The 23,940-nt window shown below is 70.8% G+C and carries 23 protein-coding genes and 2 pseudogenes; 13 read left to right on the top strand and 12 right to left on the bottom strand.

Annotation, left to right across the window (positions count from 1 at the left end; all coding sequences use genetic code 11):
• Positions 1-450: 450 nt before the first annotated feature.
• Positions 451-744, bottom strand: coding sequence for a hypothetical protein (locus N8I87_RS12160; protein ID WP_263208217.1), 294 nt, complete (start codon positions 742-744; stop codon positions 451-453).
• Between the two features lie 142 nt (positions 745-886).
• Here N8I87_RS12160 and N8I87_RS12155 point away from each other — a divergent pair, with 142 nt between their 5' ends.
• Positions 887-1,468: a hypothetical protein gene (locus N8I87_RS12155; protein WP_263208215.1), complete on the top strand. Its 582-nt coding sequence runs from the start codon at positions 887-889 to the stop codon at positions 1,466-1,468.
• Here N8I87_RS12155 and N8I87_RS12150 read toward each other — a convergent pair.
• From N8I87_RS12150 to N8I87_RS12130, 5 genes are all read right to left on the bottom strand, one after another.
• On the bottom strand, positions 1,465-2,475 hold the full coding sequence (locus N8I87_RS12150) for an LLM class F420-dependent oxidoreductase (protein ID WP_263208213.1): 1,011 nt from the start codon (positions 2,473-2,475) through the stop codon (positions 1,465-1,467). The two genes, N8I87_RS12155 and N8I87_RS12150, sit on opposite strands and share 4 nt — an antisense overlap.
• 96 nt (positions 2,476-2,571) lie before the next feature.
• Positions 2,572-3,339: a DUF5336 domain-containing protein gene (locus N8I87_RS12145; protein WP_263208211.1), complete on the bottom strand. Its 768-nt coding sequence runs from the start codon at positions 3,337-3,339 to the stop codon at positions 2,572-2,574.
• Positions 3,340-3,530: 191 nt separating this feature from the next.
• Positions 3,531-4,490 carry an N-acetylmuramoyl-L-alanine amidase gene (locus N8I87_RS12140; RefSeq protein ID WP_263208210.1) on the bottom strand — a complete coding sequence of 320 codons (960 nt, stop codon included), beginning with the start codon at positions 4,488-4,490 and terminating at the stop codon, positions 3,531-3,533.
• A 116-nt stretch (positions 4,491-4,606) separates the two neighbouring features.
• Positions 4,607-5,257, bottom strand: coding sequence for a class I SAM-dependent methyltransferase (locus N8I87_RS12135; protein WP_263208208.1), 651 nt, complete (start codon positions 5,255-5,257; stop codon positions 4,607-4,609).
• A 166-nt stretch (positions 5,258-5,423) separates the two neighbouring features.
• Positions 5,424-7,166, bottom strand: coding sequence for an MFS transporter (locus N8I87_RS12130; protein WP_263208206.1), 1,743 nt, complete (start codon positions 7,164-7,166; stop codon positions 5,424-5,426).
• 160 nt (positions 7,167-7,326) lie between these two features.
• Between N8I87_RS12130 and N8I87_RS12125 the strand changes: the two genes are divergently transcribed.
• From N8I87_RS12125 to N8I87_RS12110, 4 genes are all read left to right on the top strand, one after another.
• Entirely contained in the window at positions 7,327-8,514 is a 1,188-nt protein-coding gene (locus N8I87_RS12125) for a thiolase C-terminal domain-containing protein (RefSeq protein ID WP_263208204.1), read from the top strand.
• A gap of 64 nt (positions 8,515-8,578) precedes the next feature.
• Positions 8,579-10,048, top strand: a complete 1,470-nt coding sequence (locus N8I87_RS12120; protein WP_411577219.1) for an MFS transporter — start codon at positions 8,579-8,581, stop codon at positions 10,046-10,048.
• An 87-nt stretch (positions 10,049-10,135) separates the two neighbouring features.
• A complete protein-coding gene (locus N8I87_RS12115) occupies positions 10,136-10,675 on the top strand; it encodes a SigE family RNA polymerase sigma factor (RefSeq protein WP_263208200.1) in 540 nt (179 codons plus the stop codon).
• A gap of 29 nt (positions 10,676-10,704) precedes the next feature.
• A complete protein-coding gene (locus N8I87_RS12110) occupies positions 10,705-11,493 on the top strand; it encodes a hypothetical protein (RefSeq protein WP_263208198.1) in 789 nt (262 codons plus the stop codon).
• A 12-nt stretch (positions 11,494-11,505) separates the two neighbouring features.
• Here N8I87_RS12110 and N8I87_RS12105 read toward each other — a convergent pair whose 3' ends face one another.
• Entirely contained in the window at positions 11,506-12,117 is a 612-nt protein-coding gene (locus N8I87_RS12105; protein ID WP_411577218.1) for a response regulator, read from the bottom strand.
• A 227-nt stretch (positions 12,118-12,344) separates the two neighbouring features.
• Between N8I87_RS12105 and N8I87_RS12100 the strand changes: the two are divergent.
• Positions 12,345-13,082, top strand: a pseudogene (locus N8I87_RS12100) (arabinofuranosidase catalytic domain-containing protein); the annotation flags it as partial.
• Positions 13,083-13,095: 13 nt separating this feature from the next.
• Here the strand turns inward: N8I87_RS12100 and N8I87_RS12095 are convergent.
• Entirely contained in the window at positions 13,096-14,064 is a 969-nt protein-coding gene (locus tag N8I87_RS12095; RefSeq protein WP_263208195.1) for an IS481 family transposase, read from the bottom strand.
• A gap of 149 nt (positions 14,065-14,213) precedes the next feature.
• On the opposite strand from N8I87_RS12095, the pseudogene N8I87_RS44335 reads away from it, so the two are divergent.
• Positions 14,214-14,492 (top strand): annotated as a pseudogene (locus N8I87_RS44335) (arabinofuranosidase catalytic domain-containing protein); the annotation flags it as partial.
• A complete protein-coding gene (locus N8I87_RS44330) occupies positions 14,475-15,002 on the top strand; it encodes an AbfB domain-containing protein (RefSeq protein ID WP_263216410.1) in 528 nt (175 codons plus the stop codon). The pseudogene N8I87_RS44335 and the gene N8I87_RS44330, both read left to right, overlap by 18 nt.
• Here the strand turns inward: N8I87_RS44330 and N8I87_RS12080 are convergent.
• Positions 14,980-16,248 (bottom strand): sensor histidine kinase, encoded by a 1,269-nt coding sequence (locus N8I87_RS12080; RefSeq protein WP_263216407.1) that lies wholly within the window; start codon positions 16,246-16,248, stop codon positions 14,980-14,982. The two genes, N8I87_RS44330 and N8I87_RS12080, sit on opposite strands and share 23 nt — an antisense overlap.
• 41 nt (positions 16,249-16,289) lie before the next feature.
• The gene (locus tag N8I87_RS12075; RefSeq protein WP_263216406.1) at positions 16,290-17,006 is read right to left on the bottom strand and encodes an ABC transporter permease; all 717 of its coding nucleotides are present in this window, start codon (positions 17,004-17,006) and stop codon (positions 16,290-16,292) included.
• 537 nt (positions 17,007-17,543) lie between these two features.
• On the opposite strand from N8I87_RS12075, the gene N8I87_RS12070 reads away from it, so the two are divergent.
• Genes N8I87_RS12070 through N8I87_RS12060 form a run of 3 tightly spaced genes read left to right on the top strand, consistent with a single transcriptional unit; the run spans position 17,544 to position 20,523 of the window.
• The gene (locus N8I87_RS12070) at positions 17,544-18,437 is read left to right on the top strand and encodes a MaoC/PaaZ C-terminal domain-containing protein (protein ID WP_263208193.1); all 894 of its coding nucleotides are present in this window, start codon (positions 17,544-17,546) and stop codon (positions 18,435-18,437) included.
• A gap of 59 nt (positions 18,438-18,496) precedes the next feature.
• The gene (locus N8I87_RS12065) at positions 18,497-19,573 is read left to right on the top strand and encodes a Zn-dependent alcohol dehydrogenase (RefSeq protein WP_263208190.1); all 1,077 of its coding nucleotides are present in this window, start codon (positions 18,497-18,499) and stop codon (positions 19,571-19,573) included.
• 11 nt (positions 19,574-19,584) lie between these two features.
• Complete coding sequence (locus N8I87_RS12060) at positions 19,585-20,523, top strand: 3-oxoacyl-ACP reductase (protein WP_263208187.1); 939 nt, start codon at positions 19,585-19,587, stop codon at positions 20,521-20,523.
• A 90-nt stretch (positions 20,524-20,613) separates the two neighbouring features.
• On the opposite strand, the gene N8I87_RS12055 is transcribed toward N8I87_RS12060, so the two are convergent.
• Together N8I87_RS12055 and N8I87_RS12050 are read right to left on the bottom strand one after the other, a co-directional pair.
• Complete coding sequence (locus N8I87_RS12055; protein ID WP_263208185.1) at positions 20,614-20,766, bottom strand: hypothetical protein; 153 nt, start codon at positions 20,764-20,766, stop codon at positions 20,614-20,616.
• Positions 20,767-20,862: 96 nt separating this feature from the next.
• Positions 20,863-22,107: a hypothetical protein gene (locus N8I87_RS12050; RefSeq protein ID WP_263208183.1), complete on the bottom strand. Its 1,245-nt coding sequence runs from the start codon at positions 22,105-22,107 to the stop codon at positions 20,863-20,865.
• Positions 22,108-22,295: 188 nt separating this feature from the next.
• On the opposite strand from N8I87_RS12050, the gene N8I87_RS12045 reads away from it, so the two are divergent.
• Together N8I87_RS12045 and N8I87_RS12040 are read left to right on the top strand one after the other, a co-directional pair.
• Positions 22,296-23,198: a Nif3-like dinuclear metal center hexameric protein gene (locus N8I87_RS12045; RefSeq protein ID WP_263208182.1), complete on the top strand. Its 903-nt coding sequence runs from the start codon at positions 22,296-22,298 to the stop codon at positions 23,196-23,198.
• Positions 23,195-23,938 (top strand): zinc ribbon domain-containing protein, encoded by a 744-nt coding sequence (locus N8I87_RS12040; RefSeq protein ID WP_317633557.1) that lies wholly within the window; start codon positions 23,195-23,197, stop codon positions 23,936-23,938. The genes N8I87_RS12045 and N8I87_RS12040 overlap by 4 nt, the downstream gene beginning before the upstream one ends.
• The last annotated feature ends 2 nt before the right edge of the window (positions 23,939-23,940 follow it).

The following is a 23,940-nucleotide window of genomic DNA, read 5'->3' as shown; positions in this document are numbered from 1 at the left end:
CCCAGGGGGAGCGCCCCAAAGGGGCGCGGGGGACTGCGCGACAGGGTCCCTACGGCCGGTAGTCGCCCATCGGTGGTGCGGCCCGAGTTGGTGGGCGTTTTCAGGGGCGCGGGGGACTGCGCGACAGGGTCCCTACGGCCGGTAGTCGCCCATCGGTGGTGCGGCCCGAGTTGGTGGGCGTTTTCAGGGGCGCGGGGGACTGCGCGACAGGGTCCCTACGGCCGGTAGTCGCCCATCGGTGGTGCGGCCCGAGTTGGTGGGCGTTTTCAGGGGCGCGGGGGACTGCGCGACAGGGTCCCTACGGCCGGTAGTCGCCCATCGGTGGTGCGGCCCGAGTTGGTGGGCGTTTTCAGGGGCGCGGGGAACTGGGCAACCGGCCCCCACGGCCCGCACTCGCCCACCGACAGCGCGGGCGCAGCCCATGGGCGGCTGCGGCTCGTCGCGGAGCGTTCAGTGGCGGTGGATCCGGTTGGCGATCGCATGCCCCACGAAGAGGTACACCACCGCGGCGAGACCGTAACCGGCAACCACACGTGCCCACGCCGCGTCGAACGTGAACAGGTCGTGCGACCAGCCGGCCAGCCAGCCGGCCGAGTCATGAATGAACTGGACGAGACTGTTGGCCCGATTCGCGTCCAGCAGATACATCAGGATCCACAGGCCGAGGATGAAGGCCATGACGTCGGCGACGATCGCGATGACCGTTCCCGCCTGGTTGGCACCGTTGCGATAATGAGGGGACATGCCCTTCGGGTTGCCGCTCATTCCCAGGTGAAACAGGAAAGGTGAATCCTGTACGGGATTCCCCCAAGTGGCGCAATCGGTCGCCCTGAGCGAGCCTGCCGGAAGAGACATCCACTCGGGGAGAACACCCCCGGAGGACACCGTGGCTGTACCGATACGGCGCCTCTTCGTGGCGCTCACGCTGTGCTGCGCGCTGGTCGTCACCGGCGCCACCGCCACCGCCTGCGCAAAGGGCGAGACCTTCACCACCCGCAACGGCGCGGCCGTGGTCGCCGCCGACACCCCCAGCCCCACCACCTCCGCGGAGCGGCAGAAGTTCGCCAAGACACGCTTCGTGGCGAACGCGGGACTCGCCGCGGGGGCGACGTACCAGTGGATCGTGAAGCCCTGGAAAGAGGGCAAGTTCAAGAAGGGTGCGAAGGGACGCAAGTTCACCCTGGTCAAGGCCGGGCTCGCCGGTGCCTTCGCCTACAACCGCCTCAAGGCCGCGGTGCGGAACGCCGAGGGCGATCCGACGCTGTCGAAGGCCCTCGCACCGCTCACCGCCGGTATCGAGTCCCTCAAGACCCTGCCGTCCAAGCTGCGCAAGGGAGACTCCGCCGACGCGGTGGCCGGTACCTTCGACGACATCATCAACAAGGTGAAGGACGCCGGTAAGAGCGCGGGCGCCGAGGTGACGAACAAGGTCCCGTCGACGTCCCAGCTGACCGGCGGCGGCTCCTAGGAGTTGAGCTCCGCCAGCACACGCAGCGTGTGAGGGTCCGGGGACAGGGCCAGCAGGTCGGTCACCGGGCCCTTGCGCCACGACTCCAGCCGCTCGGCGATGCGTTCACGCGGCCCGACCAGCGAGATCTCGTCGGCGAAGGCGTCCGGAACGGCCAGCACCGCCTCCTCGCGCCGGCCCGACAGGAACAACTCCTGGATCCGCCGGGCCTCCTCCTCGTACCCCATGCGCGCCATCAGGTCGGCGTGGAAGTTGCGGGAGGCGTGCCCCATCCCGCCGATGTAGAAGCCGAGCATGGCCTTGACGGGCAGGAGGCCCTCACCGACGTCGTCGCAGACCTTCACCCGCGCCATGGGAGCCACCAGGAAGCCTTCCGGAAGGCCGGTCACGGCGGGCCCGTACACCTCGGGGCGGTTCGGCGACCAGTACAGCGGCAGCCAGCCGTCCGCGATCCGGGTCGTCTGTGCGACGTTCTTGGGCCCCTCGGCGCCGAGCAGGACCGGCAGATCGGGTCGTAGGGGGTGGGTGATCGGCTTCAGGGGTTTGCCGAGACCGGTGGTGTCCGGGCCCCGGTACGGGTGCGAGTGGAAGCGCCCGGCCAGTTCCACCGGCGCCTCGCGGCGCAGCACCTGCCGTACGACATCGACGTACTCCCGGGTGGCGGTCAGCGGCGATGCGGGGAACGGCCGCCCGTACCACCCCTCCACGACCTGCGGCCCGGACAGCCCGAGCCCGAGCATCACGCGGCCGCCGGACAGGTGGTCCAGGGTCAGCGCGTGCATGGCCGTGGTGGTCGGCGAGCGGGCGGCCATCTGGGCAACCGCCGTACCCAGCCTGATCCTTGAGGTCCGCGCGGCGATCCAGGTGAGCGGGGTGAACGCGTCCGAACCCCATGACTCGGCCGTCCACACGGAGTCGTAACCGAGCCGCTCCGCCTCCCGCGCCAGCGACACCTGGTCCGCGGAGGGGCCACGCCCCCAGTAGCCGAGTGCGAGACCGAGTCGCATGCCTGCCTCCTGACGGTCCGTCAGCTCTCGGAGGGCGACTGTACGGCAACGGCCCCCCGCCCGGAAGGGCGAGGGGCCGTGTGCGACGGTGCGCGCTCAGCCGCGCTGGATCCCCGAGGTGTCCTGCAGGACGCCGCGGCGGCCGTCCTGGGTCTGGGCGACCAGCTGGGCGCCGCGCTGCTCGACGGCCAGGTACCAGGTACCCGGCGCCAGTTCGGCGATCGGGGCCGGCGAGCCGTCCTCAGCGAACAGCGGCCGCGCCACCGGCACGGCGAACCAGAACGGCGAGAAGTCCCCGGTGGGCGACTGCTGCTGGGCCGGAGCCGGCGGCTGCTGCCCGAACGGCTGCCCCTGCTGCGGCGGACCACCGTACGGCGCCTGCGCCTGCGGCTGCGGGGCCTGGGCACCGGGGTAGCCGTAACCACCCTGCGGCTGGGCACCGTAGGGCTGCGGGGCCTGCGGCGTGGGAGCCGGGACCAGGACGGCCTGGAGGGCGGGGACGAGGGGGGTGGCGACGGCGGCGCCGGCCAGGGCGAGGGCGGCAATGAAACCGAGGATGAGGCCGGCACCGGCGTCCACACCGTCGGGAACGTCCACCAGTGACCAGAACAGGGTCCATGTGGCGAGAATGGTGAAGCCCGTGCCGACCATGCCGAGATCCAGGCCGAGCACCTTGCGCTGCTGCGGCAGCACGCGGTTGAGGACGATCAGCGCGGCACCGATGACGGCCCCCATGTAGGTGCCCAGGCCGGTTCCCAGCTCTTCCCATGCGTTCCGGCTGGCCGAATAGCCATAGCTGGACGACACGGACTGGTAGTCGAGGAACGACGCGATGAACAGCAACACCGCTGCTCCGATCACCACGCCGTCGCCTCGAGTGAGGGAGCGGATATTCACTTCAGGTCCTTCGTAGGTCGTCTCGTCGTCGGTAGAGGCGTCGCTGTCACTCTGTCGCCGTCAGGTCCCGGTGTGAAGCGCGGGGGTGGCCCCTGATCGTACTGATGACACTATCGTCAGTCCCATCGGGGTGTCCGCCGGGATCTGCCCGCTGACACCTACCCGCGCAGGAAACTCACGATTCCCTCAGAGATCCCTTGCGCCGCCTTCTGCCGCCACGCACCGCTGGTCAGCAGTGCCGCGTCCTTGCTATCGCGCATGTTCCCGCACTCGATGAACACCTTGGGAACCGTTGACAGATTGAGACCGCCCAGGTCCTGACGTGTGACGAGACCGGTACCGTCGCCGACATAGTTGGAGGGGGCACTGCCCGTCACGCGCACGAACTTGCCCGCGACCCGCTCACCGAGGTCGCGCGAGGAGGCGACGATCGGACGGGTGTCCGCCGCGCCCGCGTGCACGGACGCCGGCAGGATGACGTGGAAGCCCCGGTTGCCCTCGGCGGAGCCGTCGGCGTGGATGGAAATGGCCGCGTCCGCATGCGCGTTGTTGCCGATCTGGGCCCGCTCGTCCACGCACGGCCCCCAGGCCGGCTCGTCCCCGTCGTGGGTGAACTTCACCGTCGCGCCCTGCTCCTCCAGGATCGCGCGCAGCCGGTGGGACACGTCCAGGGTGAACTGGGCCTCGGTGTAGCCCGCGTTGGTGGACGTCCCGGTGGTGTCGCACTCCTTCCAGTTCGTCCCGATGTTCACCTGACGGTTGATCTCGGTCGTGTGCCGGAAGTTGCCGGGGTTGTGCCCCGGGTCGATGACGATCACCTTGCCCTTGAGGGGCCCGGAGCCGGCCGGGGCGGCAGGCTTCGAGCCCGCGCGCGTCGGAGTGGGCTTCTTGGCGTCGTCACTGGGGGACGCCGAGGACGACAGGGTCGAGGGCGTGGGGGACGCGGAGGCGCCGCCCGCGCTGTCCGAGCGGCCCGAGTCACCCGGGTCGCCCACCGCCTCGTACACGAGCCAGCCGAGCAGCGCACCGGGCACCAGCGCGGCGAGCGCTACGGTCAGGGGCGCTCGCCGTGGGCGGCGCGGCTGGGGCGGATCGAAGTCCGGGCCTACGTACGACACGTCTGCCACCCTAGCGGCCACCTCGGGCGGTCACACGGTACAGCGGTCCCAATGGGTGGTGTGCCGCTGGCCGGTGCCACAACCGGCGTACCGGACCGCGCCGGAGCCGAACCCCGTCAGAACCCCGTCCCCGTCCGCCGCAGCACGCGCAGCGAGCCCGTCGCCGACACCTCTGTGAACGCGCCCGACTCCAGGGCCCGTAGGTACACGCGGTACGGGGCCTGGCCGGTGAACTCGTCCTCCGGGTGCGGGAACACGTCATGGATGACGAGGAGGCCGCCCTCGGCGACATGGGGAGCCCAGCCCTCGTAGTCGGCGGTCGCGTGCTCGTCGGTGTGGCCGCCGTCGACGAAGACCAGGCCGAGCGGCGAGTTCCAGAACGCGGCGATCTGCGGCGAGCGCCCGACAAGGGCGACCACGTGGTCCTCCAGGCCCGCCCGGTGCAGCGTCCGGCGGAACGTGGGCAGCGTGTCCATCAGACCGATCTCGGGGTCGACCGTCTCCGGGTCGTGGTACTCCCAGCCCGGCTGCTGCTCCTCGCTGCCCCGGTGGTGGTCGACGGTCAGCGCGCTGACCCCGGCCTGCCGGGCCGCGTCCGCGAACAGGATCGTCGAGCGTCCGCAGTACGTCCCGACCTCCAGCAACGGCAGCCCCAGCCCGCCCGCCTCCACGGCGGCCGCGTACAGCGCGAGCCCCTCGTCCACGGGCATGAACCCCTTCGCCGCCTCGAACGCGGCCAGGATCTCGGGCTTGGGTGCCGCGGGCATGGGGGTTCCTCTCGGTGGTACGAGCCGGTGATACGAACGCATGGCCGCCCATGCTGCCCCACCCCCGGCCACCCATGTGACAGGGGGTAGCCCAGAAGGGGCGCGGGGAACTGCGCGACAAGCCACGACGGCGGCCAGGCCGCCAGACGGCAGCACCCCCCGAGCTCTACGCGCTGACAATCTCCCCCGGCAACGAAAGATCCAGATCGACAGCCCGCTCCTCACCGGAGTGCATCGCGGACGACGCAAGCGGGCCATGGCCGGAGGCCCGCGCGGCCAGCACATACGCCCCTTCGGCCGGCACCGCGAGGACATACCCGCCGTCCTCACCGGAGAGCGTCGCACCCGCCTGACGGCCACGCCGGTCGATCAGGGTGACCTTCGCGCGGGCGACCGGCGCGCCCTCGGCATCCAGGACCCGCCCTCGGAAACCACGCAGCACCTCCTCGGCCCGCTCCAGCGCAGCGTCCTCCTCGCTGCTCGCGCGCAGCTGAGTGTGCTGAGCGGAGCGGCCCGGCTTCGGCAGGAACACGGCCAGCAGCAGACCGACCGCCACCGCGGCCGTCGCGATCAGGAAGGAGACCCGGAAGCCGTGCATGGTCGGGATCTCCACGCCGCCCACGGTGTTCGCCGTGTTGGCCAGCACCATCCCGATGACGGCGCTGGAGACCGACGTACCGATGGACCGCATCAGCGTGTTGAGGCCGTTGGCCGCGCCCGTCTCCGAGGCCGGGACCGCGCCGACGATCAGCGCGGGGAGCGAGGAGTAGGCCAGACCTATGCCCGCGCCGAGGATCACCGCGATGACCAGGCTCTGCCAGGCGGCGCTCATCAGGCCGAGGCCGGCGCCGTAGCCGATCGCGATGATCAGCATGCCGAGGATCAGCGTGACCTTGGGGCCGTACTTCGCGGACAGCCGTGCGTAGACGGGCGCCGTGAACATCATCGTCAGACCGAGCGGCGCCACGAGCAGACCCGCGACGACCATCGACTGGCCGAGGCCGTAGCCGGTGGCGGTGGGCAGCTGGAGCAGTTGGGGCAGGACGAGCGAGACGACGTAGAAGCTGACGCCGACCATGATCGAGGCGAGGTTGGTGAGCAGCACCTCGCGGCGGGCGGTGGTGCGCAGGTCGACCAGCGGGGCCTTGGTGCGCAGTTCGAAGACGCCCCACAGGAGCAGGACGACCACGGACGCGGCGAACAGGCCGAGCGTGGTGCCGGAGGACCAGCCCCAGTCGCTGCCCTTGGTGACCGGCAGGAGCAGCAGGACCAGGCCGGTGGACAGGCCCAGCGCGCCCAGCAGGTCGAAGGAGCCCTCGGCACGCATCGGGGACTCCGGCACGACGAGCAGCGTGAGGACGATGGAGAGCACGCCGAGTCCGGCGGCGCCGTAGAACAGGGCGTGCCAGTCGGCGTGCTGTGCGACCAGGGCCGCGAGCGGCAGCGCGAGACCGCCGCCGACGCCGATCGAGGAGCTCATCAGGGCCATCGCCGAGCCGAGCCGCTCGCGCGGCAGCATGTCGCGCATCAGGCCGATGCCGAGCGGGATCGCGCCCATCGCGAAGCCCTGGAGCGTACGGCCCACGATCATCGTGAGCAGCTCGCTGGTGAGCGCGCTGACCAGTGCGCCGACCACCATAACGGCGAGGCTGAGCACGAGCAGGCGCCGCTTGCCGTACAGGTCGCCGAGGCGGCCCATGATCGGGGTGGCGACGGCGCCGGACAGCAGCGTCGAGGTCAGCACCCAGGTGGCATTGCTCGGCGAGGTGCCCAGCAGTTGCGGCAGGTCCTTGATGACCGGGACGAGCAGGGTCTGCATCACCGCGACCACGATGCCCGCGAAGGCGAGCACCGGGACCAGGGCCCCGCTCGCTCTGCCGGTGGGCTGGTCGGTCGTCGTGTGCGTCATTGAGTGAGGCCTCCCGTGCGATAGGTGCCGGGTAAACCTCGTATGCACGGGCAACTATTCCGTTGCTTCGGGCTGCTAATGAATTCTTGACCTTCCCGTGAGGATCTGACCCCTCGTCAGGTCTGGTGACTTCCTGAAACACGTTCTACTCTTCCGCGCCATGAAGGCCTATGTAGCCGGTGTCGGAATGACCAGGTTCGAGAAGCCCGAGACGCGTGAATGGCAGTACTGGGACATGGTCGGGGAGGCGGGAGGCGCGGCGCTCGCGGACGCCGGGATCTCGTACGGCGATGTGGAACAGGTTCCAGTCGGCTACTGCTTCCAGCCCTCGACCGCCGGCCAGCGCGCCGCCTACGAACTCGGCCTGACCGGCATCCCCGTCTACAACCTCAACAACAACTGCGCGACCGGCTCGACCGCCCTGATGCTGGCCCGGCAGCTCGTCGAGGGCGGGGCCGCCGACTGCGTTCTCGCCCTGGGCTTCGAGAAGATGAAGAAGGGGGCGCTGGGAGGAGGCGCGGACGGCGGAGACTTCTCTGCCTCTCCCGTCGCCCGGCACTACGGCGTAATGGCCGCCCGGCACGGATTCGAGATGACCCCGCCCACCGCGCAGATCTTCGGCGACGCGGCCCGCGAGCACATGGAGCGGTACGGCACGACCGAGGCGCAGCTGGCCGCCGTGGCCGCGAAGAACCACCGCCACTCCGCGCACAACCCGTACGCCCAGTTCCGGGACGTGTACGAGGTGGACGACATCCTCGCCGCGCGCACCGTCCACCGCCCGCTGACCAAGCTCCAGTGCTCGCCGACCTCGGACGGTGCCGCGGCGGCCGTGGTGGTGTCGGAGCGGTTCGCCGAGCGGCGTGGGCTCACGGGCCTCGTCGAGATCGTCGCGCAGGCGATGACGACCGACACGGAGGAGTCCTTCGCGTCGGGCTCCTGCATCGACGTCGTCGGACAGCCCATGTCCCGGGAGGCGGCACGCCAGGTGTACGACCGCTCCGGCCTCGGCATCGAGGACGTGGACGTCGTCGAGCTCCACGACTGCTTCTCCGTCAACGAACTGCTGACGTACGAGGCACTCGGCATGTGCGAACCCGGCGCGTCGGGGCAACTCGCCGAGTCGGGGGCGACCACGTACGGCGGGCGGTGGGTGGTGAACCCGTCGGGCGGGCTGATCTCCAAGGGGCATCCGCTGGGCGCCACCGGCCTCGCGCAGATCGCCGAGCTGGTCTGGCAACTGCGCGGCGAGGCGGGACAGCGGCAGGTGGCGGGGGCGCGGGTGGGTCTCGCGCACAACATCGGGCTGGGCGGGGCGGCGGTCGTGACGTTGGTACGGGCGGTGTAGGCCGTCCGACCGAGGGACGGGTGGGACGAAATCCCGATGCAAGGACCGTAACCGGGTTGAGAGCATGACGCCCATGCTCGAAGCCGCCGACACCTCCTCCTCCTTCATACGTCCTCGCACCACACCCCCCACCTGGCTGGTGGTGGCGCTCGCCTGCGCCGGACAGTTCCTGGTCGTGCTGGACGTGTCCGTCGTCAACGTGGCGCTGCCGTCGATGCGCACCGACCTCGGCCTGAGCCCGTCCGGGCTGCAGTGGGTGGTGAACGCGTACGCGATCGCCTTCGCCGGGTTCATGCTGCTGGGCGGCCGGGCCGGGGACCTGTACGGCCGCAAGCGGATGTTCCTGATCGGGCTCGCGCTGTTCACGCTGGCCTCGCTGGGCGGCGGGGTGGCCCAGGAGGGCTGGCAACTGCTGCTGGCGCGGGCCGTGCAGGGGCTCGGGGCGGCGGTGCTGGCGCCCTCGACACTGACCCTGCTGACGGCGACGGTGCCGGAGGGGGCGGCACGGGCGCGGGCCATCGCCACCTGGACCGCGGTGGGTGCCGGCGGGGGTGCCGCGGGCGGGCTGGTCGGCGGGGTGCTGGTGGACGTGCTGTCGTGGCGGTGGGTGCTGCTCATCAACGTGCCGGTGGGCGCCGTGGTGCTGGCCGGCTCCCTGGTGTGGCTGGTGGAGAGCCGGGCGGGGGACCGGCGGCGGCTGGATCTGCCGGGCGCGCTGCTGGTGACGGGCGGGCTCGCGACGCTGGCGTACGGGATCGTGCAGACCGAGGCCGAGGGGTGGATGGCGACGGCCACCCTGGTACCGCTGACCGCCGGGCTCGCGCTCATCGGGCTGTTCCTCGTCGTGGAGGCGCGCACGGCGGCCCCGCTGATGCCGCTCGGGCTGCTGCGGCTGCGCTCGGTGGCGTCGGCCAACGCGGCCATGTTCGTGTGCGGTTCGGCGATGTTCTGCATGTGGTACTTCATGACGCTGTACGCGCAGAACGTGCTCGGCTACTCGCCGCTGGACGCCGGACTCGCGCTGGTGCCCAGCTCCCTGGCCGTGATCGTGGGCTCGAAGCTGGCGCCGCGCCTGCTGCCGGTGGCCGGGGCACGCGCGCTGGCGGGGCTCGGCACGCTGGTGGCGGCCGCCGGGTTCGGGTGGCAGTCGACGATGAGCGCGCACGGCGGCTATCTGACGGCGATCATGTTCCCGGGCGTCCTGATGATGCTGGGCGCGGGCCTGGCCGCGACCCCGCTCGCCTCGCTGGCCACGTCGGGCGCGGCGCCGGGGGACGCAGGTGTGGTGTCCGGGCTGGTCAACACCTCGCGCACGATGGGCGGTTCGCTGGGGCTCGCGGTGATGTCGACGATCGCGGCGGCCCGGACGGGCAGCGGCGGCGGGGCCGAGGCGCTCACCGACGGATACGCGCTGGCCTTCCGCACGGGTACGGCGGTGCTGCTCGGCGGTGCGGTGCTGATGCTGGTGTGGCTGCCGCGAAGGGTTTCGAAGGCCGCGGCGACTTCGGCGGCTTCCGCGACCTCTGCGAACTGAGACCTCTGCGGCTCTTGCGAATCGAGGCGCGGGGGAGGCAACGATCCGGGTGGTCCGTGGACTCCTTTGTACATCTAGGAGGTGCCCATGGGGGATCGGAAGAAGGCTCGGGACGAGGAGTTCCAGAGCTTCGTCGTCGGCCGCTGGCTGCGGCTGATGCGTACGGCATTTCTCCTCACGGGGGAGCAGCACGCCGCTGAGGACCTCGTCCAGTCGACGCTCGAACAGGTCTATGTGGCCTGGCGAAAGGTCGGCTCGGCCGACGACCCGGAGGCCTATGTACGGCGCGTGATGATCAACGCGCATGCGCGCAGGCACCGCAGAAGGCTGAAGGAGTTCCTGGCGCCGAGGGACGACTCGGGTCTGGCACATGAGGTGGCCGACACCGGCGACCGCATCTCCCAGGCCGACGACCGCAGCGCCTTGCTGAAGGCGCTCGGCCAACTGCCCGCGCGGCAGCGGGAGGCGGTGGTCCTGCGGTACTGGGAGGACCTGACGGAGACACAGACGGCCGAGGCGATGGGCTGCTCGGTCGGCACGGTCAAGAGCAACACGGCCAAGGGGATCGCGAAACTCCGGGCCATACCGGGGCTGGCGGAGATGGTGACCCACGGAGGGCGGAAGTGATGAGCGCGGGCCAGGAGAGGACCAACGACATGACGCAGACGGACATCGCCCTCCTTCTCGCGGACGCCGCGGACGAGGTCGAGATCGGTATAGCCCCGGTGCAGGCGGTCATGCGCGGCGGGCGGCGCCGCAGGGCGCGGCGGTGGGCGGTCGCGGCGACGACGGCGCTGGTGCTGGCGGGCTCGACGGGAGCGACGCTGGCGCTGACCGGGATGCCGGGCGGGCACGGGGACAGGGGCGCGCCGGTGGCCACGCGGCCGGCTTCGCCGGAGGCGCGGCATGTGTTCGAGCCGCAGGAGACCGAGCTGTCGCGGGGCGTCTACAAGGGGAAGCCCTGGTCCGTCCAGCTTCAGGTGTGGGGAGCGCCGCGCAACCGGACCGAGGCGGCAAGGCAGTTCGACGCCATGGTCGAAGAGAAGTTGTACGTCGCGGGCGTCACCAAGCCTGCCGACCTGGTCGGCAAGATGTCGTTCTTCGCGATCAAGAGGTATGGAACCGACCGCCAGCAGGTCCTGTACGACACGGTGAACAAGCCGGGGCACTTGGCGGGCACGGATCTGGAGTCCGCCTCCGTACCGATGAAGGCCGACGACAGTCGGCAACCCTTGGTGGTGGGAATGGTCGCCAAGACCGCCCGTGAGGTCACCTGCCGCTGGAAGGACGGTACGACGTCCGTCGCGAGGAAGGGGCCGGTGGCCTACCGCCACAACATCCCGGACCCCGCGATCGTGCCGGTCGACGGCTTCACGGCGGCGAACTGGTTCGTGTGCATGGCGCCGGACGGCACGAGTGCCCAGTCGGCGGAGGTGACGAAGTAGGTCTCCGGGAGGTCAGAGCCACCCCTGCTGCCGGGCTTCCCGTACCGCCTCCGCCCGGTTGCGGGTGCCCGTCTTGCCGATGGCGGAGGACAGGTAGTTGCGGACCGTCGACTCGGACAGATGCAGCTTGCCCGCGATGTCGGCGACCGTCGCACCGTCCACCGACGCCTTCAGCACATCGCACTCGCGGGCGGTGAGCGGACTCGGCCCGGCACTGAGCGCGGCCGCGGCCAGCGCCGGGTCGACCACCGTCTCCCCGGTGAGCACGCGCCGGACCGCCTCGGCCAGTTCCTCCACCGGACCGTCCTTGACCAGGAAACCGGCGGCCCCGGCCTCCATGGCCCGGCGCAGATAGCCGGGCCGGCCGAAGGTGGTCAGGATCAGGACCCGGCAGTCGGGTGCCTGCTCGCGCAGTTGCTCCGCTGCGTCCAGCCCGCTCAGGCCCGGCAGTTCGATGTCCAGCAGGGCCACGTCGGGCCGGTGCAGCAGCGCGGCGTCCACGATCGCGTCGCCTGTCGCGACCTGGGCGACCACCTCGATGTCGTCCTCCATGCCGAGCAGGAGGGCCAGGGCGCCGCGCATCATGCCCTGGTCCTCGGCGAGCAGGACCCGGATGTTCTTCACGACCCAAGCGTAGCCAAGCGCGGCCAATTAAAAACTCGTCATTGTTCGGGTCCGCGGGGGTTGACGCCTTCAGATGACGCGCAAACAATCACCTCTGCATTTCCGGTAATTGTTCGGAATTTCGACTCTGAACAGGTTCGGTATTTCGATCGAACGGCGTCCGGTATTTCGACCACACCGGATCGACCGTGCCCGCACCGCCCTACGAGGAACCGAAGAGGTGCACCGTGTTCCCAAGACTCCCGCGCTCATGTCCCCGGCGACTGAGAAGGGCCGCCCTGTCCGTCCTCGCGGCGTTCGCCACCGTCGCCGCGCTGCTGCTCGGCGTCGGCGCCCCGCAGGCGGCCGCCGCGAGTTCCCTGCCCTGTGACATCTACGCCGCCGCAGGCACCCCCTGCGTCGCCGCGCACAGCCTCGTGCGGGCGCTCTACTCGTCCTACGGCGGCTCGCTTTACCAGGTGCAGCGCGCCTCCGACGGCGCCACCGCCAACATAGGGCTGCTGGCGACGGGCGGGTACGCCAACGCGGCCGCGCAGGACTCCTTCTGCTCCGGCACGACCTGCATCATCACCAAGATCTACGACCAGTCCTCGCGCCACAACGACCTCACCATCGAGGGCGCGGGCGGGGCCGGCGCGGCCGATGTCGGGGCGCCCGCGGACGCGCTTCCGGTGACCGTCGGCGGCCACCAGGTCTACGCCCTGGAGATCTCCGCCGGCATGGGCTACCGGGACAACTCCACCTCCGGCGTGGCCGTGAACGGGCAGGCCGAGGGGATGTACATGGTGACCTCCGGCACGCACGTCAACGGCGCCTGCTGCTTCGACTACGGCAACGCCGAGACGAACAACATGGACACCGGCAACGGCCACATGGACGCCATCAACTTCGGCACCGAGTGCTGGTTCGCCCCCTGCTACGGCCAGGGGCCGTGGGTGCAGGCCGACCTGGAGAACGGTCTGTTCTAGTTGTACTCGGTCATGAGGTTGGTGACAGTCGGCTGATCGGTGGCTGGCCGCCGAGCGCGGTGTGTCGGCGGCCAGTGTTGTAGAAGTCGAGCCAGGGCGCGAGTGCTCGCGCGCGTTGGGCATTGCTGGTGAAGACCTTCCGGTAAGCCCATTCGGTCTGCAGGGTGCGGTTGAACCGTTCGACCTTTCCGTTGGTCCACGGGCAGTGCGGGCGGGTGAACTTCTGGCGTGCTCCGAGTGCTTGGCATGCGGTCTGGAAGTCGTGCGAGAGCCGGTAGTTCTTGGCGTTGTCGGTCATGACCCGCTCGATGCGGGTGATGCCGTGAGCGTGGAAGAACGCGGCTGCGCGGGTGAGAAAGCCCGCGCAGGTGGTGCCCTTCTCGTCGGGGAGGATCTCGGCGTAGGCGAGGCGGGAGTGGTCGTCGACGGCAGCGTGGACGTAGTCGTAACCCAGTCCCCGCATCGATCCGGGTCGTTCACCGCGGCCGTGGGCGCGATGGCCGCCGCCGCGGGGGATCCTGCCGAGCTTCTTGACGTCGACATGGATCATGTCGCCGGGCCGGGAGTGTTCGTAGCGGCGGCTGCTGGCCCTGGTGGCGCGGATGACCTGGCCGGTCAGCGGGTCGCAGGCGGACAGCGCCGGCACCTGGTGGCGGCTGAGGATCCGGCTGATGGTGCGGGCGGGGACGCCGGTCTGCTCGGCCAGGGCGTCGGGACCCGTGCGCAGGGTGCGGCGGGCTTTGAGCACGCGCTGTTCGACGGCCGCGGGTGTGCGGGTGGGACGGCGGTGCGGACTGCTGCTGCGGTCCTGCAGCCCGCTCCAGCCCTCCGCGCGGTAGCGGTTCACCCAGCGATGGGCGCACTGGCGGGAGACGCCGAGTTCCTTTGCGACGTGAGCGACCGGACGCCGGTCCAGTACGACACGACGCACCAGCAGGCATCTGCCGTGAAAAGTCAGCCGGGCATTAGCGTGGGCCACCAGGACCTCCGAGGTGAGTGAAGACGGCTATCTCCACTACGCCCGGAGGTCCTTCCTTGATCAACTACCGACGGCTGCGTGTCACCAACGTGACGGCCGAGTACATCTAGTCGGACGCCGGGTACAGCAAGAACTCGTCCAACACCGGAACCGGACCGCTGCCGTTCGTCACCGCGCTGCTGAAGAACAACGGGCAGAACCATTTCGCGCTGAAATACGGCAATGCGCAATCCGGTGGACTCACCACCACATATTCGGGAGGAGAGCCGACCGCAGGCGGCTACTCACCGATGCACCAGGAGGGCGCGATCGTGCTCGGCACCGGCGGTGACAACAGCAACGGCTCCATAGGGTCCTTCTTCGAGGGCGTCATGACCTCCGGCATCCCGACGGACGCCGCCGACAACGCCGTGCAGGCCAATATCGTCTCCGTCGGCTACGGCGGCCCGACCGGCCGTACCGGCTCCCTCACGCCCGGCTCGGAGATCTCGCTGCGCGCGACGACCTCCTGCTGCACCACCGACTACGTCCGCCACCAGAACAACGCGGCCGTCATCTCCGCGGTGACGTCAAGCAGTTCGGCCCTCGACAGGAGCGATGCCACCTGGATCGTCCGCAAGGGCCTCGCCGCCGGCTCCTGCGTCTCCTTCGAGTCGCGCAACTACCCCGGCGACTTCCTGCGCCACTACAACTACCGGCTCTACCGGCAGCCCATGGACGGCAGCGCCCAGTTCAGGACCGATGCCACGTTCTGCCCACAGACCGGCAAGAGCGGCACGGGCACCTCGTTCGCGTCGTACAACTATCCGACCAGATATCTGCGCCACTACGACTACAACGTCTACGTAGCGAGCAACGGCGGCTCGAACACCTGGGACAGCGGTACGTCGTGGAGCGACGACGTGAGCTGGGTGGTCAGCTCGCCCTGGGCGCCGTAGCCGCCCCGGCCGCCGACAGCTCCGCCGGTTCCGTGGGGAGTTCGGCGGTGACCGTGAAGCCGCCGCGCGGCGACGGGCCGGCCCGCAGGGAGCCGCCCGCCGTCGCGAGGCGCTCGGTCAGCCCCTTGAGCCCGGTGCCGCCGATGCCCTCCCAGGGTTCGGCGGCGGCCGCGCCGGTGCCGTTGTCCGTGACCGTCAGCCGTACCCGCTCCGCGCCGCTCTCCACGGTGATCTCACAGCGGCCGGCGTCGCTGTGCCGGACGACGTTGGTGACCGCCTCGCGCACCACCCAGCCCAGCAGGGCCTCCGTCTGCGAGGTCAGCGGGGTGCCGGACTGCCTGACCACCGGCTCCACACTGGCCGCGGACAGGGCCGAGCGGGCGCGGGTCAGCTCCGTGGCGAGGCTGCCCTCCCGGTAGCCGGTCACCGCCTCGCGGATCTCGGTCAGCGCCTGCCTGCCCACCGACTCGATGTCGTTGATCTGCGACAGCGCCGCGTCCATGTCGCGCGGGGCGAGACGCCGGGCCGCCTCCGACTTGACCACGATCACCGACAGGGTGTGGCCGAGCAGATCGTGCAGATCGCGGGAGAAGCGCAGGCGCTCCTTCTCCACCGCGCGGCGGGCCAGTTCCTCACGGGCGGCGCGCAGTTCCCGTACGGCCTCGCTGAGACCCAGGATCGCGGCCGTCACCATGCTCGACAGGAAGGTGCCGTACGCGATGTTCACCGCGTCCCACCCGTCGCGGAAGCCGGAGACGGTACCGGCGAACGCGGCCAGCAGGATGCCCGTCCTGCCCAGCCACGGACCGCGCAGGGTGGCGCCCGTCGCGAGGCCCAGCAGAGGGAAGAACAGCAGCCAGCTGCCGCCGTACCCGAGGGCCAGGCCCGTGGTCAGCAGGCCCATCAGCAGCAGCGCCACCCGGGTGGACGTCGCCTCGCGCTTCTTCCGGTCGAAGGCGCGGAACGTCACGTAGACGTACAGCGAGTTGAAGGCGAGCAGGCCCAGGCCGCCGATCCACGGGTTGGGGGTCTTGCCCTGGAAGAGATTGGAGAAGGAGCCCAGCCCCATGAGAAGCCATGGCAGCAGCGCGAAACCGGTGGGCGGCGGGCCCGGATGCTCAGGGGTCTCCCCGTTCTTCCGGGCGGCCTTCTGCGCGGCCCGGAAGCGGTCCATGTCCGCCCGCCACGCCGCCCGTGCGGCCTGCCAGGCGGCCACCTGGCACCGCACTCCCTGCCACCACGACATGCCCTCGTTCACCATGTCCTTGTTCACCCGAGATCCCCCGATCAGCTGGTCCCCGCACCACGGCGGTACGACAGCACAGCGTACGAACAGAACACCAGCATCCAGAACGTCAGTACGAGAATCGCGTCGAGTGCCGGGGCGTGACCCGCGGCGACCGAGGTGCCCAGCTCGGCGATGCCATGGGTTGGGGTGTACGCCGAGACCGGGCGTAGCCGGCCGGGGAAGAGCTCGATCGGGAACCAGAGACCGCCGAGCACCGCGAGCCCCAGGTTGCCGATCATGTTCGCCACGCCGGTGGCCGGACCGGTCAGCCGGTAGCCGTTGCCGAGGCCGAGCAGGGTGAAGGGGATCGAGCCGAACCACAGCAGCACCGCCACCGCGGCCCACTGCCAGGCCCCCAGCCGGACGCCGTTCACCAGACCGCCCGCCACGAGCACGGCGACAATCGCCGGGAGCACGGTCACCGAACCGGTCAGCGCCCGCCCGATCACCACCTCGCGCGGGGTCACCGGCGTCACCCTCAGCTGCCGCAGCCAGCCGATCGCCCGGTCCTCGGCGACCGCGCCCCCGGGATTGAGGGCGGAGCCGACCGCGCCGTACGCGGCCGTGCCGACCATGGAGGCGGTCTTCCAGGCGCTGTCGTTCTCGCCGAGGTTGGTGAACAGCGGATACATCATCACCGGTATCGCGATCCCGCCGATCACGAAGCCCGTGTCGCGCAGGGTGCGGCGCACTTCCAGGCGCAGGTAGTCCCACATCAGACCGTCTCCGTCTTCGTCCTCATCGCCGTCCCTGTCCCCGTCTTCGTCTCGGTTTCCGTTCCGTGCGAGGTCAGGGTGAGGAAGGCGTCGTCGAGCGAAGCCGAGAGCTTGGGGGAGGCCGAGCAGGGCGACGGTCTCGCCGCGCGCGATGCCGCGCGCGATGCCGCGCGCGATGCCGCGCGCGATGCCGCGCGCGATGCCGTCGACGGCGCGGAGCGGGCCGTAGGCCTTGACGGCTCCCGTGAAGGACACGGCGGCTGATGTCTGTGTCATGCCTACGACGCTATGAATTCCGGCCCCCTGTCCGGCAGATGCGCATGTACGGACTCGGGCAGTACAAATGTCACGGCCGACATGAGCTGACACAGTGTCAGGAGCCTTCACAAGTAAGGGGTGCTGGGCTATACAAGGGGCGCCGGACTGGAACGCGTTCTAGGTCGGCCCGTGACGACCTCGGTGCGGCCGACGGTGCGGACGGCCGCACCGAGGTCTTGAAGCCGCCGTCCGAAGCAAGCCGTGAGTGTCAGGAGCCGTATGCCCATCGACGCAGCGAAGGCCCTCGCCGCCGAACCCCGTTCCGGTGAGATCAGCTGGGACCGCAAGGACGTCCTGCTCTACCACCTGGGCCTGGGCGCCGGAGTCCCCGCCACCGACCCCGACGAACTGCGCTACACCCTGGAGTCCCGGCTGCACGTCCTGCCGAGCTTCGCCACCGTCGCGGGCAACGGGTCACCCGGGGTGATCAGTGGCCTGTCCATGCCCGGCGTCGATGTCGACCTCGCCCGCGTGCTGCACGGCGGCCAGTCGCTGACCCTGCACCGCCCCATCCCCGTCGAGGGCACCGCGACCGCCACCGGCCGCATCGCCGCTGTCCACGACAAGGGCAAGGCGGCCGTCCTCGTGATGCGCACCGAGGTCACCGACGCCGACGGGCCGCTGTGGACCAACGACGCGCAGATCTTCGTACGCGGGGAAGGCGGCTGGGGCGGCGACCGTGGCCCCTCCAGCCTCCCCCACTCTCGGCTTCGCTCGAGCGGGGGGACCCCCACCGAACCGCCCGCGGGCGAGCCCGACCGGACCGTCGAGAAGCGCCTCCGCGAGGACCAGGCGCTGCTCTACCGCCTCTCCGGCGACTGGAACCCGCTGCACGCCGACCCCGAGTTCGCCAAGGTCGCCGGGTTCGACCGGCCCATCCTGCACGGGCTGTGCACCTACGGCATCACGCTCAAGGCGGTCGTCGACACGCTGCTGGGCGGCGATGTGAGCCGGGTCCGCTCCTACACCACGCGCTTCGCGGGGGTGGTATATCCGGGAGAGACCCTGCGCATCCGCATGTGGCGGCAGGCAGGCGCCGTACGGGTCGCCGTGAGCGCGGTCGAGAGGGACGACGCGCCCGTCCTCGCCGACACCGTCGTCGAACACTCCTGAGTCACCCGAGCCACCGAAGAGTTCGACGAGCCACCGAAGCATTCGAGGGGAGCCGCAGCATGCGCGCAGCCGTACTGCACGAGATCGGCCAGGACAAGCTGGAGGTCCTCGACGACGTCGAGGCGGTGAGCTTCGGCCCCGGCAGGGTGCGGGTGCGGGTGCGCGCCACGGGGCTGTGCCACTCGGACCTGTCCGCGATGAACGGGGTGCTTCCGCAGCCGGCGCCCTTCGTCCCCGGGCACGAGGGCGCGGGCGAGATCGTCGAGGTCGGCGAGAAGGTCACCCATCTCAAGCCCGGTGACCGGGTCGTGATCTGCTGGCTGCCCGCCTGCGGCGCCTGCCCCGCCTGCAAGCGCGGCCAGACCGAGCTGTGCCTGGCCGGGTTCGTGAACGCGGGCACCCCCAACTTCAAGCGCCCCGGCGGCGACGTCTTCGGCTTCGCGGGCACCGGCACCTTCGCCGAGGAGGTCGTCGTCGACGCGGGCTGCGCCGTGCCGATCCCGGCCGACGTGCCCTTCGACATCGCCGCCCTCATCGGCTGCGGGGTGACGACGGGACTCGGCGCGGTCCTCAACACCGCCGACGTGGAGGCCGGTTCGTCGGTCGCCGTCATCGGCTGCGGGGGCGTGGGCATCTCGGCGATCCAGGGCGCCCGGCTCAAGGGCGCCGCCGAGATCGTCGCCGTCGACCCGGTCGCCTCCCGCCGCGCGTCCGCGCTCAGATTCGGCGCCACGAAGGCCGTCTCGCCGGACGAGCTGGCCGACGCCAAGCAGCAGGTCACCGGCGGCGAGGGCTTCGACTACGTCTTCGAGGTCGTGGGCAGGTCCGCCACCGCGCGCACGGCGTACGAGAACACCCGGCGCGGCGGCACCCTGGTCGTCGTCGGCGCGGGCGCCATGGACGACTTCCTCCAGCTCAACATGTTCGAGCTGTTCTTCGACGAGAAGCGGATCCTGCCCTCGATGTACGGCGGCGGCGACGTCCTGCGCTCCTACGAGCGCACCATCGCCCTGTGGCGGGCCGGCCGCATCGACCTGGAGGGCCTGATCACCCACCGGGTGCCGCTGGCCGAGATCAACGAGGCGCTGGACCAGATGCGTACCGGGACGGCCCTGCGTACGTGCATAGAGATCTGAGGACCCCACCGATGTCACTGCCACTTGAGGGGCTGTCCGCCGTCGTCACGGGCGCCGGGCGCGGCCTCGGCCGGGCCGAGGCCCTCGAACTCGCCCGGCTCGGCGCGGCCGTCGTCGTCAACGACTACGGGCAGCCCGGCCGGGACGGCTCCGGCGAGGCATCGGCCGCGCCCGCCGAGGAGATCGCCGCCGAGATACGCGAGCAGGGCGGCCGGGCGGTCGCGCACACCGGGGACGTAGCCGACTTCGGACAGGCCCGGGAACTGGTCCGGTTGGCGATCGGCGAGTTCGGGAAGCTGGACATCCTGGTCAACAACGCGGGCATCCTGCGCGACCGCATGGTCTTCTCCATGTCCGAGGACGAGTGGGACTCGGTGATCCGCGTCCACCTCAAGGGACACTTCAACACCACGCACTTCGCGGCCGCACACTGGCGTGAGCGGTCCAAGGCGGCCGGGGGACCGGTCTACGGGCGGATCGTGAACACCTCGTCGGAGGCGTTCCTCGCGGGTTCGGCGGGCCAGCCCAACTACGCGGCCGCGAAGGGCGGGATCGTCGGGCTGACCACTTCCACGGCGCTCGCCCTCGCCAAGTACGGCGTGACGGCCAACGCGATCTGCCCGCGCGCCCGGACCCGGATGACCGAGGACGTCTTCGCCGGGCTCAGGGCACCCGGCGAGGGCCTCGACCCGCTCGCCCCCGAGCATGTCGCCCCGCTCGTCGGCTACTTGGCCTCACCCGCCGCCGAACGGCTCAACGGACAACTGCTCGTCGTGCACGGCGGCATGGTCGCCGTCGTCGAACGACCACGCGTCCAGGCGCAGTTCGACAGCAAGCAGGACACCTTCACCTACGACGAACTCGACGCGCTCCTCACCCCGCACTACGCGGACCGGCCGACGGGGGAGACGTTCGCGGCGGCGGAGGTGCTGGGGCTCAAACGCCGGTGACACACGCCAGTGACAAACGCTGGTGTCAATCGCCGGTGACACACGAAAGGGGGCCCATCAGCCTGGCTGATGGACCCCCGGTGCGAACCGTCAGGCCGCCCTGTCGGCCGACTCCGGCTTGCGGTGCCGGCCGTGCGGGGCCGTTTCGCTGTCCTGCGCCGAGACCTGGCCGCGGTGCTTACCGTGACCCGTGGTCTCCTGAAAGTCGGCGGACAGCTGGTCGGTCGTACTCGCGTCACTCATCGGAAGAATTCACCCCGTCAACATCATCTTTCGTACAGCCGGGCGAGTGTAACCGGCACACCACGGGGCGAATCCAGGCGGCCACGCCGACCGCCACTACTTCGTTACAAGACGCCCCAGCGGCGCCTGTTGGAGCGGCACCGGGCGGGGCACGAGAGGTTCCGGAGGGTCCGGTTCCGCCGACTCGCGGGGTGCGTCCAGCGCCATGACAGCCACGCCGCCGCGGCCCCGTCCTGGATCCTCCGGGCTCGCGTCATCCGGTGCCCCCGTGCACCTCGGTCTCCCCGCATCCTTCCTGTCCCCCGTACCCCCCGTTCTCGCGGGCGCCGCCGACTCCGCCACGCCGCACGGGGTCTCCGCCGTGGCGTACGGCAGCCGCAGCGCTCCGCCCTCTGTCCACAGCCCGGCCCCGGGCAGCCATCCCCCGGGCGCCGGGAGATGGTGCACCCGCCGCTCCGCGGGCCGCCACACCCCGACCCAACTGCCGTGCGGACCCTCGATGTGCAGCGCCACCGCGCACTGCTCCGGCGTCAGCGCCTGCCCCGGCTGGATCGCGAACGGTGTCACCACGCACTCGGCCAGCCGCAGACATTCCGGGAAGCGCACCGGCAGACTGCTGCCCAGGACGCCCCAGCCCAACCGTTCCCGCCCGGGGGAGGGCGCGTCCGAGCCGACCAGGATCAGCCCGCTGTCCGGATCGGCGAGCAGCAGCCGGTCGTCGCTGCCCGCCGCGATCTGCAGCAGCGGTGACACCTCGCCGCCCCGCTCCAGATCCACCACGACCGCCTTGGTGATCCCGCCCAGCTCCCGGTCCAGGGCGAGCATCCGTCCCGTGCGGTCCAGCCAGACCCCGCCCGAGCAGCGCCCCGGGACCTCGGCGAGGTGCTCGGGCCCGAAGGCGCCGCCCGCCACCAGCCACACGGCCGTGGAGCGGGGGCCGACCTCCAGGGCGTACGCCCGCATGCCTCCCGGCACCGGCGGCAGCAGCCGCAGCCCCGTGCCCGGGTCCGGGCACTCCACCGTGCCCAGCGGCAGCTCACCGGTGCCGGGGCCGGTCGGGTACAGCAGCGAGAAGGCGTGCCGCCGCTCCACCAGCCGGTGGATGAGGACCCGCCCGTCGCCCATCGGCTGCACCTCGGTGCCGGGCTCCTCGGGCTGGTTGCCGGGCAGCGGCACGGCGTACGGCTCGGGGCCGTCCAGTGTCCAGCGCTCCGGGAACCAGGAGTCGCCGCCCAGCGCGAGACGGGCGGCGTAGGCACCGTCCACCGTGATGCTGCAGCCCGCCGCCGGCACGTCGTCGCCCTTGCCGGCGGCCGTGGTTTCCATCGCACAGGCCGTCATCGTTCGGTCACCTCCGGCGACGAAGCTAGTTTTCGTACGCACAGACGTGGAACCGGCAGGCAAGCGCTTCACCAATACGGGTGGCCGGGCCGCGGTTCGCCTGAGGAAACGAGGGCGGATGTGCTGCAAGGGGCCCTTCGGACACCGACCGGTACATCCCCGCAGAACAGGCAGGTAGCCTTTTCCCCGTGCCCCGTCTGTCTGAAGTCATCGCCGCGCTGGAGAAACTGTGGCCCGCCGAGCGGGCCGAGTCCTGGGACGCGGTCGGCACCGTCGTGGGCGACCCCGACCAGGAGGTCTCCCGGGTCCTGTTCGCCGTGGACCCCGTGCGGGACATCGTCGACGAAGCGGTGAAGCTGGGTGCCGACCTGCTGGTCACCCACCACCCGCTCTATCTGCGCGGTACGACGACGGTCGCGGCCTCCACCTTCAAGGGCCGGGTCGTGCACACGCTGATCAAGAACGACATCGCGCTGCACGTCGCCCACACCAACGCCGACACCGCCGACCCCGGCGTCAGCGACGCGCTGGCCGGCGCCCTGGACCTCAGGGTCGTACGGCCGCTCGTGCCCGACCCCACCGACCCGGAGGGCCGCCGCGGCCTCGGCCGGGTCTGCGAACTCGACCACCCCCTCACCGTCCGCGAGTTCGCCGCCCGCGCCGCCGAGCGGCTGCCCGCCACCGCGCAGGGCATCCGGGTTGCCGGCGACCCCGAGAGGGTCATCCGCACGATCGCGGTGAGCGGCGGCTCCGGCGACAGCCTCTTCGACCAGGTCCGGGCGGCCGGCGTCGACGCCTTCCTCACCGCCGACCTGCGCCACCACCCGGCCTCCGAGGCCGTCTCCCACAGTCCTCTCGCGCTGCTCGACGCGGCGCACTGGGCCACCGAATGGCCCTGGTGCGAGCTGGCCGCAGCCCAGCTCGACGAGATTTCCGACCGCCACGGCTGGGACCTGCGGGTCCATGTCTCCAAGACGGTCACCGACCCCTGGACCGCCCACGCGGCGTCCGCCCGCCCGTCGCCCACCACCCTTCCAACGAGCGCTTCGCGCGCCCCTTCGTCTTCTAGCTCAACGGGAGCCCCCAACTGAACGCCGCGCCCGCCGACCAGATCCGACTCCTCGACGTCCAGGCCCTCGACGTCCGCCTGCAGCAGCTGGCGCACAAGCGGAAGTCACTGCCCGAGCACGCCGAGATCGATTCACTGACCAAGGACCTCACCCAGCTGCGCGACCTGCTCGTCGCCGCGCAGACCGAGGAGAGCGACACCGCCCGCGAACAGACCAAGGCCGAACAGGACGTGGACCAGGTGCGCCAGCGCGCCGCCCGCGACCAGCAGCGCCTCGACTCCGGCGCGATCACCTCCCCCAAGGACCTGGAGAACCTCCAGCGGGAGATCGTCTCCCTCGCCAAGCGGCAGGGCGACCTGGAGGACATCGTCCTTGAGGTCATGGAGCGCCGCGAGGCCACTCAGGAGCGCGTCGGCGAGCTGACCGAGCGGGTGGCCTCCGTCCAGGCGAAGATCGATGACGCGACCGGCCGCCGTAACGCCGCCTTCGAGGAGATCGACGGCGAGGCGGCCTCGGTGACCAAGGAGCGCGAGGTCGTCGCGGGCGCCGTCCCCGCGGACCTGCTCAAGCTCTACGACAAGCTGCGCGAGCAGCAGGGCGGCATCGGCGCGGCCAAGCTGTACCAGCGGACCTGCCAGGGCTGCCGCCAGGAACTCGCCATCACCGAGCTCGCCGAGGTCCGCAAGGCCGCGCCGGACACGGTCGTGCGCTGCGAGAACTGCCGCCGCATCCTGGTGCGCACGGCCGAGTCGGGACTGTAAGG

The sequence above is a fragment of the Streptomyces sp. HUAS 15-9 genome, from assembly GCF_025642155.1.
GTDB lineage: Bacteria > Actinomycetota > Actinomycetes > Streptomycetales > Streptomycetaceae > Streptomyces.
This window is presented reverse-complemented; position numbering and strand designations above follow the sequence as displayed.